Here is a 13,176-nt window from a genome sequence, read left to right as displayed (position 1 = left end):
ACGATGAGCACCATTGACATCCTTTCGCCTGCGGGCGACAAGGCCGGGACCGTCGAGCTCCCCGCGGAGATCTTCGACGCCAAGGTCAGCATTCCGCTGATCCACCAGGTCGTCGTCGCCCAGCTGGCCGCTGCCCGACAGGGCACGCACAAGACCAAGACCCGCGGCGAAGTCCGTGGTGGTGGCAAGAAGCCGTACCGCCAGAAGGGCACCGGCCGCGCCCGTCAGGGCTCGACCCGCGCTCCGCAGTTCGCCGGCGGTGGCGTCGTTCACGGCCCCCAGCCGCGTGACTACTCGCAGCGGACCCCGAAGAAGATGAAGGCCGCCGCCCTGCGCGGTGCCCTCACCGACCGGGCCCGTCACTCCCGTATCCACGTCGTCTCCGGCGTGGTCGACGGCGATGTGTCCACGAAGGCCGCCAAGACGCTGTTCGGCAAGATCTCGGAGCGCAAGAACCTGCTCCTGGTCGTCGAGCGCGCCGACGAGGCCGCGTGGCTGTCCGCCCGCAACCTGCCCCAGGTCCACATCCTGGCGCCGGGCCAGCTGAACACGTACGACGTGCTCGTCTCCGACGACGTGGTCTTCACCCAGGCCGCCTTCGAGTCCTTCGTGTCCGGCCCCTCAAAGGCCGCAGCCGACGCCGACGGCGCCGACGACACCGAAGGGAGCGAAGCCTGATGGCCGAGGTCACCAGCAAGACCTACACGGACCCGCGCGACATCCTCGTCAAGCCCGTGGTCTCCGAGAAGAGCTACGCGCTGCTCGACGAGAACAAGTACACGTTCATCGTCGCGCCCCACGCCAACAAGACCCAGATCAAGCAGGCCGTGGAAGCGGTCTTCTCGGTCAAGGTCGCCGGGGTCAACACGATCAACCGCCAGGGCAAGCGCAAGCGCACCCGCACCGGTTTCGGCAAGCGTGCCAACACCAAGCGCGCCATCGTGACCCTCGCTGAGGGCGACCGTATCGACATCTTCGGCGGCCCGGCCTCCTGACGGAGGCTGGATCGTTCAGAAGTCCGGAATCTTCCGAGGACTGAGAAATGGGTATCCGCAAGTACAAGCCGACGACCCCGGGCCGTCGTGGCTCCAGCGTCGCCGACTTTGTCGAGATCACGCGGTCCACGCCGGAGAAGTCGCTGGTCCGCCCGCTGCACAGCAAGGGCGGCCGTAACAACGCCGGTCGTGTGACCGTTCGCCACCAGGGCGGTGGCCACAAGCGCGCCTACCGTGTGATCGACTTCCGTCGGCACGACAAGGACGGCGTGCCCGCCAAGGTCGCGCACATCGAGTACGACCCCAACCGCACCGCGCGCATCGCGCTGCTGCACTACGCCGACGGCGAGAAGCGCTACATCATCGCGCCGCGCGGCCTGGCGCAGGGCGCCCGTGTCGAGAACGGCCCGGCCGCCGACATCAAGCCCGGCAACAACCTGGCGCTGCGCAACATCCCGGTCGGTACGACCATCCACGCCATCGAGCTGCGGCCCGGCGGCGGCGCGAAGTTCGCCCGCTCCGCGGGTGCCTCCGTGCAGCTGCTGGCGAAGGAGGGCTCCATGGCCCACCTTCGTATGCCGTCCGGTGAGATCCGGCTGGTCGACGTCCGCTGCCGCGCCACCATCGGCGAGGTCGGCAACGCCGAGCAGTCGAACATCAACTGGGGCAAGGCCGGCCGTATGCGCTGGAAGGGCGTCCGCCCGACCGTCCGCGGTGTGGCCATGAACCCGGTCGACCACCCGCACGGTGGTGGTGAGGGCAAGACCTCCGGTGGTCGCCACCCGGTCAGCCCGTGGGGTCAGAAGGAGGGTCGTACTCGTTCTCCCAAGAAGGCGAGCAACAAGTACATCGTCCGCCGCCGCAAGACGAACAAGAAGCGCTAGGAGCGGGTTTTCAGATGCCGCGCAGTCTCAAGAAGGGGCCCTTCGTCGACGACCACCTGATCAAGAAGGTGGACGTCCAGAACGAAGCAGGCACCAAGAACGTCATCAAGACCTGGTCCCGTCGCTCGATGATCGTCCCGGCCATGCTGGGCCACACGATCGCGGTGCACAACGGCAAGATCCATGTCCCGGTGTTCGTCACCGAGTCCATGGTCGGCCACAAGCTCGGTGAGTTCTCGCCGACTCGCACCTTCCGCGGCCACGTCAAGGACGACCGGAAGTCGAAGCGCCGCTAACGCGGGGTGGAACGACTATGACTTACACCGAAGGGACAACCATGGAAGCCAGGGCCCAGGCGCGGTACATCCGCGTCACGCCCATGAAGGCCCGCCGCGTGGTGGACCTCATTCGTGGCATGGATGCCACGGAGGCTCAGGCGGTCCTGCGTTTCGCCCCGCAGGCCGCGAGCGTGCCGGTCGGCAAGGTGCTGGACAGCGCCATTGCCAACGCCGCGCACAACTACGACCACACCGACGCCTCTTCGCTGGTCATCAGCGAGGCGTACGTGGACGAAGGTCCGACCCTGAAGCGGTTCCGTCCGCGTGCCCAGGGCCGTGCCTACCGGATCCGTAAGCGGACCAGCCACATCACCGTGGTCGTCAGCAGCAAGGAAGGAACCCGGTAATGGGCCAGAAGGTTAACCCGCATGGGTTCCGGCTCGGTATCACCACGGACTTCAAGTCCCGTTGGTACGCCGACAAGCTGTACAAGGACTACGTCAAGGAAGACGTCGCCATTCGTCGCATGATGACGAAGGGCATGGAGCGGGCCGGTATCTCGAAGGTCGAGATCGAGCGCACCCGTGACCGCGTCCGCGTGGACATCCACACCGCTCGTCCGGGCATCGTCATCGGCCGCCGCGGCGCCGAGGCCGACCGTATCCGCGGCGAGCTGGAGAAGCTGACCGGCAAGCAGGTCCAGCTCAACATCCTTGAGGTCAAGAACCCCGAGGTGGACGCTCAGCTCGTGGCCCAGGCCGTGGCCGAGCAGCTCTCCTCGCGTGTCTCCTTCCGTCGCGCCATGCGCAAGAGCATGCAGTCGACGATGAAGGCCGGCGCCAAGGGCATCAAGATCCAGTGCGGTGGCCGTCTCGGCGGCGCCGAGATGTCCCGCTCGGAGTTCTACCGCGAGGGCCGTGTGCCCCTGCACACGCTCCGTGCGAACGTCGACTACGGCTTCTTCGAGGCCAAGACCACCTTCGGCCGTATCGGTGTGAAGGTCTGGATCTACAAGGGCGACGTCAAGAACATCGCCGAGGTGCGCGCCGAGAACGCCGCGGCCCGCGCCGGCAACCGTCCGGCCCGTGGCGGCGGCAACGACCGTCCCGCCGGCCGCGGTGGCCGTGGTGGCGAGCGTGGCGGCCGTGGCCGCAAGCCGCAGAACCCGGCAGGCGAGGCCCCCAAGGCCGACGCCACCGCCGCTCCGGCCGCTGAGGCGACGTCCTCTTCTACCGGTGGAACGGAGGCCTGACCGACATGCTGATCCCCCGTAGGGTCAAGCACCGCAAGCAGCACCACCCCAAGCGCAGTGGTATGTCCAAGGGCGGCACCCAGGTCTCGTTCGGCGAGTACGGCATCCAGGCGCTGACCCCGGCCTATGTGACGAACCGTCAGATCGAGGCCGCTCGTATCGCGATGACCCGCCACATCAAGCGTGGCGGCAAGGTCTGGATCAACATCTACCCGGACCGTCCGCTCACCAAGAAGCCCGCCGAGACCCGCATGGGTTCCGGTAAGGGTTCCCCCGAGTGGTGGATCGCGAACGTCAAGCCCGGCCGGGTGATGTTCGAGCTGTCCTACCCGAACGAGAAGATTGCGCGTGAGGCGCTTACCCGCGCTGCTCACAAGCTTCCGATGAAGTGCCGGATCGTTCGGCGCGAGGCAGGTGAGGCGTGATGGCGGCCGTGACCAAGGCGTCCGAACTGCGCGAGCTGGGCGACGAGGAGCTGGTCAACAAGCTCCGCGAGGCCAAGGAAGAGCTGTTCAATCTCCGCTTCCAGGCGGCGACCGGTCAGCTCGAGAATCACGGGCGGCTCAAGCTCGTCCGTAAGGACATCGCGCGGATCTACACCCTGATGCGTGAGCGCGAGCTGGGCATCGAGACGGTGGAGAGCGCCTGATGACTGAGAACAACATGAACGAGACCACGACCGACCGCGGATTCCGCAAGACCCGCGAGGGCCTGGTCGTCAGCGACAAGATGGACAAGACCGTCGTCGTCGCTGTCGAGGACCGCGTCAAGCACGCGCTGTACGGCAAGGTCATCCGCCGTACGAACAAGCTCAAGGCGCACGACGAGCAGAACGCCGCCGGCATCGGCGACCGCGTCCTCCTGATGGAGACCCGGCCGCTGTCCGCCACGAAGCGGTGGCGCATCGTCGAGATCCTCGAAAAGGCCAAGTAAACCCCTCCGAGGGGGAGTTCCCCCTCGGAACAGTTCCGCCAGGCTCGGTGGGGCTCCGCCAGTCACTCGCGGAGCCCCGCCGGGAACCGGCAGACGATCAGGAGATAGACGTGATCCAGCAGGAGTCGCGACTGCGTGTCGCCGACAACACGGGTGCGAAGGAAATTCTCACCATCCGTGTTCTCGGTGGCTCGGGTCGCCGCTACGCGGGCATCGGTGATGTCATCGTCGCCACCGTGAAGGACGCGATCCCCGGTGGCAACGTGAAGAAGGGTGACGTCGTCAAGGCGGTCATCGTTCGCACCGTCAAGGAGCGCCGCCGTCCGGACGGCTCGTACATCCGCTTCGACGAGAACGCCGCCGTCATTCTGAAGAACGACGGTGACCCTCGTGGCACCCGTATCTTCGGCCCGGTGGGCCGTGAGCTGCGCGAGAAGAAGTTCATGAAGATCATCTCGCTCGCTCCGGAGGTGCTGTAAGCATGAAGATCAAGAAGGGCGATCTGGTCCAGGTCATCACCGGCAAGGACAAGGGCAAGCAGGGCAAGGTCATCGTGGCCTACCCCCGCGAGGACCGTGTTCTGGTCGAGGGTGTCAACCGGGTCAAGAAGCACACCAAGGCCGGTCAGACGGCCCGCGGTTCGCAGACCGGCGGCATCGTCACCACCGAGGCCCCCGTCCATGTCAGCAATGTGCAGCTCGTCGTGGAGAAGGACGGCAAGAAGGTCGTCACCCGCGTCGGCTACCGCTTTGACGACGAGGGCAACAAGATCCGCGTTGCCAAGCGGACCGGTGAGGACATCTGATGACTGCGACCACTACCGCGCCGCGTCTGAAGCTGCGCTACCGCGAGCAGATCGCCGGCAAGCTGCGTGAGGAGTTCTCGTACGAGAACGTCATGCAGATCCCTGGCCTCGTCAAGATCGTGGTCAACATGGGTGTGGGCGACGCCGCCCGCGACTCCAAGCTGATCGAGGGTGCCATCAAGGACCTCACCACGATCACCGGCCAGAAGCCGTCGGTCACCAAGGCGCGCAAGTCCATCGCGCAGTTCAAGCTGCGTGAGGGCCAGCCGATCGGCTGCCACGTCACCCTCCGCGGTGACCGCATGTGGGAGTTCCTGGACCGTACGCTGTCGCTCGCGCTGCCGCGTATCCGTGACTTCCGCGGTCTGTCGCCGAAGCAGTTCGACGGCCGTGGCAACTACACCTTCGGTCTCACGGAGCAGGTCATGTTCCACGAGATCGACCAGGACAAGATCGACCGGGTCCGGGGCATGGACATCACCGTGGTCACCACGGCGACCAACGACGACGAGGGTCGTGCCCTCCTTCGTCACCTCGGCTTCCCGTTCAAGGAGAACTGACCGTGGCGAAGAAGGCTCTGATCGCTAAGGCCGCCCGCAAGCCGAAGTTCGGCGTGCGCGGTTACACCCGCTGCCAGCGCTGCGGCCGTCCCCACTCCGTCTACCGCAAGTTCGGCCTGTGCCGCGTGTGCCTTCGTGAGATGGCCCACCGCGGCGAGCTGCCGGGCGTGACCAAGAGCTCCTGGTAGTTCCCGTACGGGCACTGCCCTGAAGCTCTCGGTAAGCAGTTGGCCGGTGAGCGCCCTCCCCGAAATGCCGTAGGCTTGCGGGGTTGGGCGCCCGCTGTCCATCAGTTGCACGCGGGCCGAGCCCGCTCAGTAATGCTTACTACGCCGTAGGTCCCCGCACCGCACCCGTCCCGGCTCGACCGGGGAGAGGGATGGCGCATACAGGAAACCCCGGCGAGAGAGGCCGAAGGCCAATTCATGACCATGACTGATCCCATCGCAGACATGCTCACGCGTCTGCGCAACGCGAACTCGGCGTACCACGACGATGTCGTGATGCCGCACAGCAAGATCAAGTCGCATATCGCGGAGATCCTCCAGCAGGAGGGCTTCATCACCGGCTGGAAGGTCGAGGACGCCGAGGTCGGCAAGAGCCTCGTCCTGGAGCTGAAGTTCGGCCCGAACCGCGAGCGCTCGATCGCCGGCATCAAGCGCATCTCCAAGCCGGGTCTGCGTGTGTACGCGAAGTCCACCAATCTGCCGAAGGTCCTGGGCGGCCTGGGCGTGGCGATCATCTCCACGTCCCACGGTCTCCTGACCGGCCAGCAGGCCAGCAAGAAGGGCGTGGGTGGGGAAGTCCTCGCCTACGTCTGGTAGTCGGGAACGGAGGAAAAGCTCATGTCGCGAATCGGCAAGCTCCCCATCCAGGTTCCCGCTGGTGTGGACGTCACCATCGATGGCCGTACGGTCGCGGTGAAGGGCCCCAAGGGCTCCCTCTCGCACACCGTTGCCGCGCCGATCGAGGTCACCAAGGGCGAGGACGGCATCCTCACGGTGCTGCGCCCGAACGACGAGCGTCAGAACAAGGCCCTGCACGGCCTGTCCCGCACGCTGGTGGCGAACATGATCACCGGCGTGACCCAGGGATACGTCAAGGCGCTCGAAATCAGCGGTGTCGGTTACCGCGTCCAGGCGAAGGGCTCCAACCTGGAGTTCGCCCTGGGCTACAGCCACCCGATCCTCATCGAGGCGCCCGAAGGCATCACCTTCAAGGTCGAGTCGCCCACGAAGTTCTCCGTCGAGGGCATCGACAAGCAGAAGGTCGGCGAGGTCGCGGCGAACATCCGCAAGCTGCGGAAGCCCGACCCGTACAAGGCCAAGGGCGTCAAGTACGCCGGCGAGGTCATCCGCCGCAAGGTCGGAAAGGCTGGTAAGTAAGCCATGGCATACGGTGTGAAGATCGCCAAGGGCAAGGCCTACAAGGCCGCTGCCATCAAGCGCCGCCACATTCGCGTCCGCAAGAAGGTCTCGGGCACGCAGGAGCGCCCGCGCCTCGTCGTGACGCGTTCCAACCGCCACATGGTGGCTCAGGTCATCGACGACATCGCGGGCCACACGCTCGCGTCGGCGTCGACCCTGGACACCTCGATCCGTGGCGCCGAAGGTGACAAGAGCGCCCAGGCCAAGCAGGTCGGGTCGCTGGTCGCCGAGCGCGCCAAGGCGGCCGGTGTCGAGGCCGTCGTGTTCGACCGTGGTGGCAACCAGTACGCCGGGCGGATTGCCGCTCTGGCTGACGCCGCCCGCGAGGCCGGGCTGAAGTTCTAGGCCCCGGTTCCGGAGCTAGCGGACGTAACAGAGAGAGGTATATCCAATGGCTGGACCCCAGCGCCGCGGAAGCGGTGCCGGTGGCGGCGAGCGGCGGGACCGGAAGGGCCGTGACGGCGGTTCGGCTGCCGCCGAGAAGACCGCGTACGTCGAGCGTGTCGTCGCGATCAACCGCGTCGCCAAGGTCGTGAAGGGTGGTCGTCGCTTCAGCTTCACCGCGCTGGTCGTGGTGGGCGACGGTGACGGCACCGTGGGTGTCGGTTACGGCAAGGCCAAGGAGGTGCCGGCCGCCATCGCCAAGGGTGTTGAGGAGGCCAAGAAGCACTTCTTCAAGGTCCCCCGTATCCAGGGCACCATCCCGCACCCGATCCAGGGCGAGAAGGCCGCGGGCGTCGTCCTGCTCAAGCCGGCTTCCCCCGGTACCGGCGTGATCGCCGGTGGCCCGGTGCGTGCCGTGCTGGAGTGCGCGGGCGTCCACGACATCCTGTCGAAGTCGCTCGGCTCCGACAACGCGATCAACATCGTGCACGCGACGGTGGCGGCCCTCCAGGGCCTCCAGCGCCCCGAGGAGATCGCGGCCCGCCGCGGTCTGCCCCTTGAGGACGTCGCCCCCGCGGCTCTGCTGCGTGCGCGTGCGGGAGCGGGTGCGTAATGGCCCGTCTCAAGATCACGCAGACGAAGTCGTACATCGGCAGCAAGCAGAACCACCGCGACACCCTGCGTTCGCTCGGGCTCAAGCGCCTGCACGACGTGGTTGTCAAGGAGGACCGCCCCGAGTTCCGCGGCATGGCCAACACCGTGCGGCACCTCGTGACGGTTGAGGAGGTCGACTGACATGGCGGAGAACAACCCGCTGAAGGTCCACAACCTCCGTCCTGCCCCGGGTGCCAAGACCGCCAAGACCCGTGTGGGTCGTGGTGAGGCGTCCAAGGGTAAGACCGCTGGTCGTGGTACCAAGGGCACCAAGGCCCGTTACCAGGTTCCGGAGCGCTTCGAGGGCGGGCAGATGCCCCTCCACATGCGTCTTCCGAAACTCAAGGGCTTCAAGAACCCGTTCCGCACCGAGTACCAGGTCGTGAACCTGGACAAGCTCTCCGCGCTCTATCCCGAGGGCGGCGAGGTCACGGTGGCCGATCTGGTCTCCAAGGGCGCGGTTCGCAAGAACAGCCTGGTCAAGGTACTTGGCCAGGGCGAGATCGACGTGGCGCTCACGGTGACGGTGGACGCCGTCTCCGGGTCCGCCAAGGAGAAGATCGCCGCCGCTGGCGGCACCGTCACCGAGCTCGTCTGAGAGAACTCGATGGCCTGAACACCCGACCGGGGATGTCTCTCACACGAGGCATCCCCGGTTGGTCGTTCCTAGGGGGGCACAGTCGCCGGTAAGGTGGCGTGCATTGTTGCTTGTTCCTTATCCGTCGATCCTCAAGACCGTCACCCTTGACGCAGTAGCGCGGGGGTCGCAGGAGGCACCGTGCTCACCGCGTTCGCCCGGGCGTTCAAGACGCCCGACCTGCGCAAGAAGCTGCTCTTCACGCTCGGCATCATCGTGCTGTACCGGCTCGGGGCGCACATTCCCGTACCCGGTGTCAGCTACGAGAATGTCCAGACCTGTGTCGATGCGGCCCAGAAGGGCAATAACAGCCTGTTCGGCCTCGTGAACATGTTCAGTGGCGGGGCGCTGCTGCAGATTACGATCTTCGCGCTCGGCATCATGCCGTACATCACCGCGAGCATCATCCTCCAACTCCTGACCGTGGTGATCCCCAGGCTGGAGGCCCTCAAGAAGGAGGGCCAGTCCGGCCAGGCCAAGATCACCCAGTACACCCGTTATCTGACGGTCGCCCTCGCCGTGCTCCAGGGCACGGGTCTGGTCGCCACCGCGCGCAGCGGTGCGCTCTTCAGCGGCTGCCCGGTCGCCTCGGAGATCGTTCCCGACCAGTCGATCTTCGTGACCGTCACGATGGTGATCACCATGACCGCGGGCACCGCGGCCGTCATGTGGCTCGGTGAGCTCATCACCGACCGCGGCATCGGCAACGGCATGTCCATCCTGATGTTCATCTCGATCGCGGCCGGCTTCCCGGGCGCGCTCTGGGCCATCAAGCAGAGCGGCACGCTCGCCAAGGGCTGGATCGAGTTCAGCACGGTCATCCTGATCGGCTTCGTGATGGTGGGCCTGGTCGTCTTCGTCGAGCAGGCGCAGCGCCGGATCCCCGTGCAGTACGCGAAGCGCATGATCGGCCGCAGGTCGTACGGCGGCACGTCGACGTACATCCCGCTCAAGGTCAACCAGGCGGGTGTGATCCCGGTCATCTTCGCTTCGTCGCTGCTCTACATCCCGGCGCTGGTCGCGCAGTTCTCCAGCTCGCAGGCGGGATGGAAGACCTGGATCGAGGCGCACTTCGTCAAGGGCGATCATCCCTACTACATCGCGACGTACTTCCTGCTGATCGTGTTCTTCGCCTTCTTCTACGTGGCGATCTCCTTCAACCCCGAAGAAGTCGCGGACAACATGAAGAAGTATGGTGGCTTCATCCCGGGTATCCGGGCAGGTCGCCCGACCGCCGAGTATCTGAGTTACGTGCTCAACAGGATCACTTGGCCGGGCTCGCTGTACCTGGGCCTGATCGCTCTTGTCCCGACGATGGCGTTGGCGGGCTTCGGAGGCGCGAACCAGAACTTCCCGTTCGGCGGGACGAGCATCCTGATCATCGTGGGTGTGGGTCTGGAGACCGTGAAGCAGATCGAGAGCCAGCTTCAGCAGCGCAATTACGAAGGGTTCCTCCGCTGATGCGAATCGTCCTCGTCGGACCGCCCGGTGCCGGCAAGGGAACGCAGGCCGCGTACCTTGCCAAGAACCTCTCGGTGCCGCACATCTCCACGGGCGACCTCTTCCGGGCCAACATCAGCCAGGGCACCGAACTCGGCAAGCAGGCGAAGGCGTACATGGACGCCGGAAACCTGGTGCCCGACGAGGTGACCATCGCGATGGCCCTGGAGCGGATGTCCCAGCCGGACGCCACGAACGGCTTCCTGCTGGACGGCTTCCCGCGGAATGTGTCGCAGGCGGAGGCGCTGGACGAGGCGCTCAAGCGCGAGAGTCTGAAACTGGACGCGGTACTGGACCTGGAGGTCCCCGAGGACGAGGTCGTGAAGCGGATCGCCGGTCGGCGTATCTGCCGCAACGACAGCTCGCATGTCTTCCATGTCACCTACAGCCCGCCGGAGACGGCGGGTGTCTGTGACACCTGCGGCGGCGAGCTGTACCAGCGGGACGACGACTCCGAGGAGACGGTGCGGACCCGGCTGGAGGTCTACCACACACAGACCGAGCCGATCATCGACTACTACCGGGCCCAGGGCCTCGTGGTCACGATCTCCGCGCTGGGCAAGGTCACCGAGGTGACCGAGCGGGCGATGCGGGCACTCCAGGGGGAGCAGGCCGCGTAGGCGCGGTCCTCCTGGTGGCAAGAAGGCGGTACACGTACGGCCGTGGCGTCCCTCGGGCACCACGGCCGTAGTGTTGAGCGGGTGTTGTGCGGGGCGCGGCACTCTCGGACGAAACGTATCGGTACGGGTCCGGAACCGGATGTCAGGGCGGAAGGCAGAACGATGGTGGAGATCAAGACTCCCGAGCAGATCGCGAAGATGCGCGAGGCGGGACTGGTCGTCGCCGCCGTGCACGCGGCCACCCGCGCGGCCGCGGTACCGGGCGCCACCACCAGGGATCTGGACGAGGTCGCCCGCGAGGTGCTCTCCGAGCACGGCGCGAAGTCGAACTTCCTCGGGTACGGCGGGTTCCCCGCGACGATCTGCACCTCGGTCAACGAGGTCGTCGTCCATGGCATCCCGGACGACAAGACCGTGCTCAAGGACGGCGACATCATCTCCGTGGACGCCGGGGCGATCATCGACGGCTGGCACGGCGACGCGGCCTTCACCACCTTTGTGGGCTCCGGTCACGCTCCGGAGCTGATCGAGCTCTCCCGGGTGACCGAGGAGTCGATGTGGGCCGGTATCGCGGCGATGCGGAACGGCGGCAGACTGGTGGACGTGTCCCGCGCGATCGAGACGTACATCCGGCGCCAGCCCCGTCCCGGCGGCGGCAAGTACGGGATCATCGAGGAGTACGGCGGGCACGGCATCGGCTCGCAGATGCATATGGACCCGCATCTGCTGAACTATGTCTCCCGTAAGCGCGGCAAGGGCCCCAAGCTGGTCCCCGGCTTCTGTCTGGCGATCGAGCCGATGGTCTCGCTCGGCACGCCCGCCACGGAGGTGCTGGCGGACGAGTGGACGGTCATCACGACGGACGGCACCTGGTCCGCCCACTGGGAGCACTCGGTGGCCCTCACCGAGCAGGGGCCCCTGGTGCTGACCTCCCCGGACTGCGGCAGGGCGAAGCTCGCGGAGCTGGGCGTCACGGCGGCGCCGGACCCGCTGGCCTGACCGGACCGCCCGGCCCCGCCCCTGCTCGGCCCGGCCGGCCCCGCTCCCGCTCGGCGGCCCGGCTCTCGGTTAAGGATCTCCAGGGCGGGCAAACTTCACGGATTCGTCTTTCCGGGTGTGCTGCCGTAGACTGACGCGTCGGCTCTGGTGTACCCGTGTGTCCGCATGCGGCTGCCAGAATCGACCAAGGTAGCCGATTCGAAGGGCGAAGCGTGGCCAAGAAGCAAGGTGCCATCGAAATTGAGGGCACCGTGATCGAGTCCCTCCCGAACGCGATGTTCAAGGTGGAGCTCCAGAACGGTCACAAGGTCCTCGCGCACATCAGCGGCAAGATGCGGATGCACTACATCCGGATCCTTCCCGATGACCGGGTCGTGGTGGAGCTGTCTCCGTACGACCTGACGCGTGGCCGGATCGTCTACCGATACAAGTAGATCTTGCTGGACATCCCGGCCACACCGTGGACGGGCTGTTCGCACTGACCCGGAGAACCTCAATCCCATGAAGGTCAAGCCGAGCGTCAAGAAGATCTGCGACAAGTGCAAGGTGATCCGCCGTCACGGCCGGGTCATGGTCATCTGCGACAACCTGCGCCACAAGCAGCGCCAGGGCTGACGCACGACCGCCTGCCTCTCGCAGTACTTCGCGCGACGCGAGCAAACTCGTAATTACGCAGTGTCCGGTTCCCGTACGCGGGGGACCGACACCTCCGGCGGAGGCCGGGGACCCGGACCGGGTGCCTCTCGTGCAGACGAGGGGCCGGCCGACGGGAGTGTCACTGCGGAAGACCTCCGAACATCAACAGGAGCCATGAATGGCACGCCTCGCAGGCGTTGACCTCCCGCGCGAAAAGCGCGTCGAGGTCGCCCTCACCTATGTCTTCGGTATCGGGCGCACCCGGTCCAAGGAGACCCTCGCCGCCACCGGCGTCGACCCCAACGTCCGTGTCCGCGATCTCGCCGAGGAAGACCTCGTCAAGATCCGCGAGTACGTGGACGCGCACCTCAAGACCGAGGGTGACCTCCGTCGCGAGATCGCCGCCGACATCCGCCGCAAGGTCGAGATCGGCTGCTACCAGGGTCTGCGTCACCGTCGTGGCCTGCCGGTGCACGGTCAGCGCACCAGCACGAACGCCCGTACCCGCAAGGGCCCGCGTCGCGCCATCGCCGGCAAGAAGAAGCCGGGCAAGAAGTAGTCCTCAGCGGACGCTCATCAGCGGTCTTCGCTGTAGGACCGATCACCTCCTCG

At 66.2% G+C, this 13,176-nt stretch carries 25 protein-coding genes; all 25 read left to right on the top strand.

Annotated elements, in window-relative coordinates:
- Positions 1 to 3 precede the first annotated feature (3 nt).
- The 25 genes from rplD (at position 4) to rpsM (ending at position 13,123) form a co-directional block, all read left to right on the top strand.
- Entirely contained in the window at positions 4 to 678 is a 675-nt protein-coding gene (gene rplD / locus ACWGDX_RS24995; protein WP_382856410.1) for a 50S ribosomal protein L4, read from the top strand.
- Positions 678 to 995 carry a 50S ribosomal protein L23 gene (rplW, locus tag ACWGDX_RS24990; RefSeq protein ID WP_066943608.1) on the top strand — a complete coding sequence of 106 codons (318 nt, stop codon included), beginning with the start codon at positions 678 to 680 and terminating at the stop codon, positions 993 to 995. The genes rplD and rplW overlap by 1 nt, the downstream gene beginning before the upstream one ends.
- A gap of 47 nt (positions 996 to 1,042) precedes the next feature.
- A complete protein-coding gene (rplB, locus tag ACWGDX_RS24985) occupies positions 1,043 to 1,879 on the top strand; it encodes a 50S ribosomal protein L2 (RefSeq protein ID WP_093600081.1) in 837 nt (278 codons plus the stop codon).
- 14 nt (positions 1,880 to 1,893) lie between these two features.
- On the top strand, positions 1,894 to 2,175 hold the full coding sequence (gene rpsS / locus ACWGDX_RS24980; RefSeq protein WP_030351437.1) for a 30S ribosomal protein S19: 282 nt from the start codon (positions 1,894 to 1,896) through the stop codon (positions 2,173 to 2,175).
- 41 nt (positions 2,176 to 2,216) lie between these two features.
- Positions 2,217 to 2,564, top strand: a complete 348-nt coding sequence (gene rplV / locus ACWGDX_RS24975; protein ID WP_004571827.1) for a 50S ribosomal protein L22 — start codon at positions 2,217 to 2,219, stop codon at positions 2,562 to 2,564.
- Entirely contained in the window at positions 2,564 to 3,409 is an 846-nt protein-coding gene (gene rpsC / locus ACWGDX_RS24970) for a 30S ribosomal protein S3 (protein WP_363080955.1), read from the top strand. Before rplV ends, rpsC begins: the two co-directional genes overlap by 1 nt.
- Before the next feature lie 5 nt (positions 3,410 to 3,414).
- Positions 3,415 to 3,834, top strand: coding sequence for a 50S ribosomal protein L16 (rplP, locus tag ACWGDX_RS24965; protein ID WP_046504633.1), 420 nt, complete (start codon positions 3,415 to 3,417; stop codon positions 3,832 to 3,834).
- On the top strand, positions 3,834 to 4,058 hold the full coding sequence (gene rpmC, locus ACWGDX_RS24960) for a 50S ribosomal protein L29 (RefSeq protein ID WP_046504635.1): 225 nt from the start codon (positions 3,834 to 3,836) through the stop codon (positions 4,056 to 4,058). Before rplP ends, rpmC begins: the two co-directional genes overlap by 1 nt.
- Positions 4,058 to 4,342 (top strand): 30S ribosomal protein S17, encoded by a 285-nt coding sequence (gene rpsQ, locus ACWGDX_RS24955; protein WP_453628919.1) that lies wholly within the window; start codon positions 4,058 to 4,060, stop codon positions 4,340 to 4,342. The genes rpmC and rpsQ overlap by 1 nt, the downstream gene beginning before the upstream one ends.
- 110 nt (positions 4,343 to 4,452) lie before the next feature.
- A complete protein-coding gene (gene rplN, locus ACWGDX_RS24950) occupies positions 4,453 to 4,821 on the top strand; it encodes a 50S ribosomal protein L14 (protein ID WP_003974257.1) in 369 nt (122 codons plus the stop codon).
- 2 nt (positions 4,822 to 4,823) lie between these two features.
- Complete coding sequence (gene rplX, locus ACWGDX_RS24945) at positions 4,824 to 5,147, top strand: 50S ribosomal protein L24 (protein WP_066943600.1); 324 nt, start codon at positions 4,824 to 4,826, stop codon at positions 5,145 to 5,147.
- Positions 5,147 to 5,707 carry a 50S ribosomal protein L5 gene (gene rplE, locus ACWGDX_RS24940; protein ID WP_046504645.1) on the top strand — a complete coding sequence of 187 codons (561 nt, stop codon included), beginning with the start codon at positions 5,147 to 5,149 and terminating at the stop codon, positions 5,705 to 5,707. Before rplX ends, rplE begins: the two co-directional genes overlap by 1 nt.
- A 2-nt stretch (positions 5,708 to 5,709) precedes the next feature.
- Positions 5,710 to 5,895, top strand: a complete 186-nt coding sequence (locus ACWGDX_RS24935) for a type Z 30S ribosomal protein S14 (protein ID WP_003948630.1) — start codon at positions 5,710 to 5,712, stop codon at positions 5,893 to 5,895.
- Positions 5,896 to 6,132: 237 nt separating this feature from the next.
- Complete coding sequence (gene rpsH, locus ACWGDX_RS24930) at positions 6,133 to 6,531, top strand: 30S ribosomal protein S8 (RefSeq protein WP_382856419.1); 399 nt, start codon at positions 6,133 to 6,135, stop codon at positions 6,529 to 6,531.
- A gap of 21 nt (positions 6,532 to 6,552) precedes the next feature.
- A complete protein-coding gene (gene rplF / locus ACWGDX_RS24925) occupies positions 6,553 to 7,092 on the top strand; it encodes a 50S ribosomal protein L6 (RefSeq protein WP_382856422.1) in 540 nt (179 codons plus the stop codon).
- 3 nt (positions 7,093 to 7,095) lie between these two features.
- Positions 7,096 to 7,479, top strand: coding sequence for a 50S ribosomal protein L18 (rplR, locus tag ACWGDX_RS24920; protein WP_453628916.1), 384 nt, complete (start codon positions 7,096 to 7,098; stop codon positions 7,477 to 7,479).
- Positions 7,480 to 7,525: 46 nt separating this feature from the next.
- Positions 7,526 to 8,131 (top strand): 30S ribosomal protein S5, encoded by a 606-nt coding sequence (rpsE, locus tag ACWGDX_RS24915; protein WP_066943594.1) that lies wholly within the window; start codon positions 7,526 to 7,528, stop codon positions 8,129 to 8,131.
- Positions 8,131 to 8,313 (top strand): 50S ribosomal protein L30, encoded by a 183-nt coding sequence (gene rpmD, locus ACWGDX_RS24910; RefSeq protein ID WP_024491595.1) that lies wholly within the window; start codon positions 8,131 to 8,133, stop codon positions 8,311 to 8,313. Before rpsE ends, rpmD begins: the two co-directional genes overlap by 1 nt.
- 1 nt (position 8,314) lies before the next feature.
- Positions 8,315 to 8,770 carry a 50S ribosomal protein L15 gene (rplO, locus tag ACWGDX_RS24905; RefSeq protein ID WP_453628914.1) on the top strand — a complete coding sequence of 152 codons (456 nt, stop codon included), beginning with the start codon at positions 8,315 to 8,317 and terminating at the stop codon, positions 8,768 to 8,770.
- 180 nt (positions 8,771 to 8,950) lie between these two features.
- Positions 8,951 to 10,270: a preprotein translocase subunit SecY gene (secY, locus tag ACWGDX_RS24900; protein ID WP_382856428.1), complete on the top strand. Its 1,320-nt coding sequence runs from the start codon at positions 8,951 to 8,953 to the stop codon at positions 10,268 to 10,270.
- Positions 10,270 to 10,929 carry an adenylate kinase gene (locus tag ACWGDX_RS24895; protein ID WP_363080962.1) on the top strand — a complete coding sequence of 220 codons (660 nt, stop codon included), beginning with the start codon at positions 10,270 to 10,272 and terminating at the stop codon, positions 10,927 to 10,929. Before secY ends, ACWGDX_RS24895 begins: the two co-directional genes overlap by 1 nt.
- Before the next feature lie 162 nt (positions 10,930 to 11,091).
- Entirely contained in the window at positions 11,092 to 11,928 is an 837-nt protein-coding gene (map, locus tag ACWGDX_RS24890) for a type I methionyl aminopeptidase (protein ID WP_453628911.1), read from the top strand.
- 212 nt (positions 11,929 to 12,140) lie between these two features.
- Complete coding sequence (gene infA, locus ACWGDX_RS24885; protein WP_003956442.1) at positions 12,141 to 12,362, top strand: translation initiation factor IF-1; 222 nt, start codon at positions 12,141 to 12,143, stop codon at positions 12,360 to 12,362.
- Positions 12,363 to 12,429: 67 nt separating this feature from the next.
- Positions 12,430 to 12,543 carry a 50S ribosomal protein L36 gene (rpmJ, locus tag ACWGDX_RS24880; RefSeq protein ID WP_003956441.1) on the top strand — a complete coding sequence of 38 codons (114 nt, stop codon included), beginning with the start codon at positions 12,430 to 12,432 and terminating at the stop codon, positions 12,541 to 12,543.
- 199 nt (positions 12,544 to 12,742) lie between these two features.
- Positions 12,743 to 13,123: a 30S ribosomal protein S13 gene (gene rpsM / locus ACWGDX_RS24875; RefSeq protein ID WP_363080964.1), complete on the top strand. Its 381-nt coding sequence runs from the start codon at positions 12,743 to 12,745 to the stop codon at positions 13,121 to 13,123.
- The last annotated feature ends 53 nt before the right edge of the window (positions 13,124 to 13,176 follow it).

Source organism: Streptomyces sp. NPDC055025 (assembly GCF_053608565.1).
Note: the sequence above shows the minus strand (reverse complement) of the source record. Positions and strands in the feature narration are given on the sequence as shown.

Excerpts from the sequence above, each read along its gene's own strand:
- rplD (WP_382856410.1), top strand. The coding sequence starts at position 4 with ATGAGCACCATTGACATCCTTTCGCCTGCGGGCGACAAGGCCGGGACC.
- rplW (WP_066943608.1), top strand. The coding sequence starts at position 678 with ATGGCCGAGGTCACCAGCAAGACCTACACGGACCCGCGCGACATCCTC.
- rplB (WP_093600081.1), top strand. The coding sequence starts at position 1,043 with ATGGGTATCCGCAAGTACAAGCCGACGACCCCGGGCCGTCGTGGCTCC.
- rpsS (WP_030351437.1), top strand. The coding sequence starts at position 1,894 with ATGCCGCGCAGTCTCAAGAAGGGGCCCTTCGTCGACGACCACCTGATC.
- rplV (WP_004571827.1), top strand. The coding sequence starts at position 2,217 with ATGGAAGCCAGGGCCCAGGCGCGGTACATCCGCGTCACGCCCATGAAG.
- rpsC (WP_363080955.1), top strand. The coding sequence starts at position 2,564 with ATGGGCCAGAAGGTTAACCCGCATGGGTTCCGGCTCGGTATCACCACG.
- rplP (WP_046504633.1), top strand. The coding sequence starts at position 3,415 with ATGCTGATCCCCCGTAGGGTCAAGCACCGCAAGCAGCACCACCCCAAG.
- rpmC (WP_046504635.1), top strand. The coding sequence starts at position 3,834 with ATGGCGGCCGTGACCAAGGCGTCCGAACTGCGCGAGCTGGGCGACGAG.
- rpsQ (WP_453628919.1), top strand. The coding sequence starts at position 4,058 with ATGACTGAGAACAACATGAACGAGACCACGACCGACCGCGGATTCCGC.
- rplX (WP_066943600.1), top strand. The coding sequence starts at position 4,824 with ATGAAGATCAAGAAGGGCGATCTGGTCCAGGTCATCACCGGCAAGGAC.
- rplE (WP_046504645.1), top strand. The coding sequence starts at position 5,147 with ATGACTGCGACCACTACCGCGCCGCGTCTGAAGCTGCGCTACCGCGAG.
- rpsH (WP_382856419.1), top strand. The coding sequence starts at position 6,133 with ATGACCATGACTGATCCCATCGCAGACATGCTCACGCGTCTGCGCAAC.
- rplF (WP_382856422.1), top strand. The coding sequence starts at position 6,553 with ATGTCGCGAATCGGCAAGCTCCCCATCCAGGTTCCCGCTGGTGTGGAC.
- rplR (WP_453628916.1), top strand. The coding sequence starts at position 7,096 with ATGGCATACGGTGTGAAGATCGCCAAGGGCAAGGCCTACAAGGCCGCT.
- rpsE (WP_066943594.1), top strand. The coding sequence starts at position 7,526 with ATGGCTGGACCCCAGCGCCGCGGAAGCGGTGCCGGTGGCGGCGAGCGG.
- rpmD (WP_024491595.1), top strand. The coding sequence starts at position 8,131 with ATGGCCCGTCTCAAGATCACGCAGACGAAGTCGTACATCGGCAGCAAG.
- rplO (WP_453628914.1), top strand. The coding sequence starts at position 8,315 with ATGGCGGAGAACAACCCGCTGAAGGTCCACAACCTCCGTCCTGCCCCG.
- ACWGDX_RS24895 (WP_363080962.1), top strand. The coding sequence starts at position 10,270 with ATGCGAATCGTCCTCGTCGGACCGCCCGGTGCCGGCAAGGGAACGCAG.
- map (WP_453628911.1), top strand. The coding sequence starts at position 11,092 with ATGGTGGAGATCAAGACTCCCGAGCAGATCGCGAAGATGCGCGAGGCG.
- rpmJ (WP_003956441.1), top strand. The coding sequence starts at position 12,430 with ATGAAGGTCAAGCCGAGCGTCAAGAAGATCTGCGACAAGTGCAAGGTG.
- rpsM (WP_363080964.1), top strand. The coding sequence starts at position 12,743 with ATGGCACGCCTCGCAGGCGTTGACCTCCCGCGCGAAAAGCGCGTCGAG.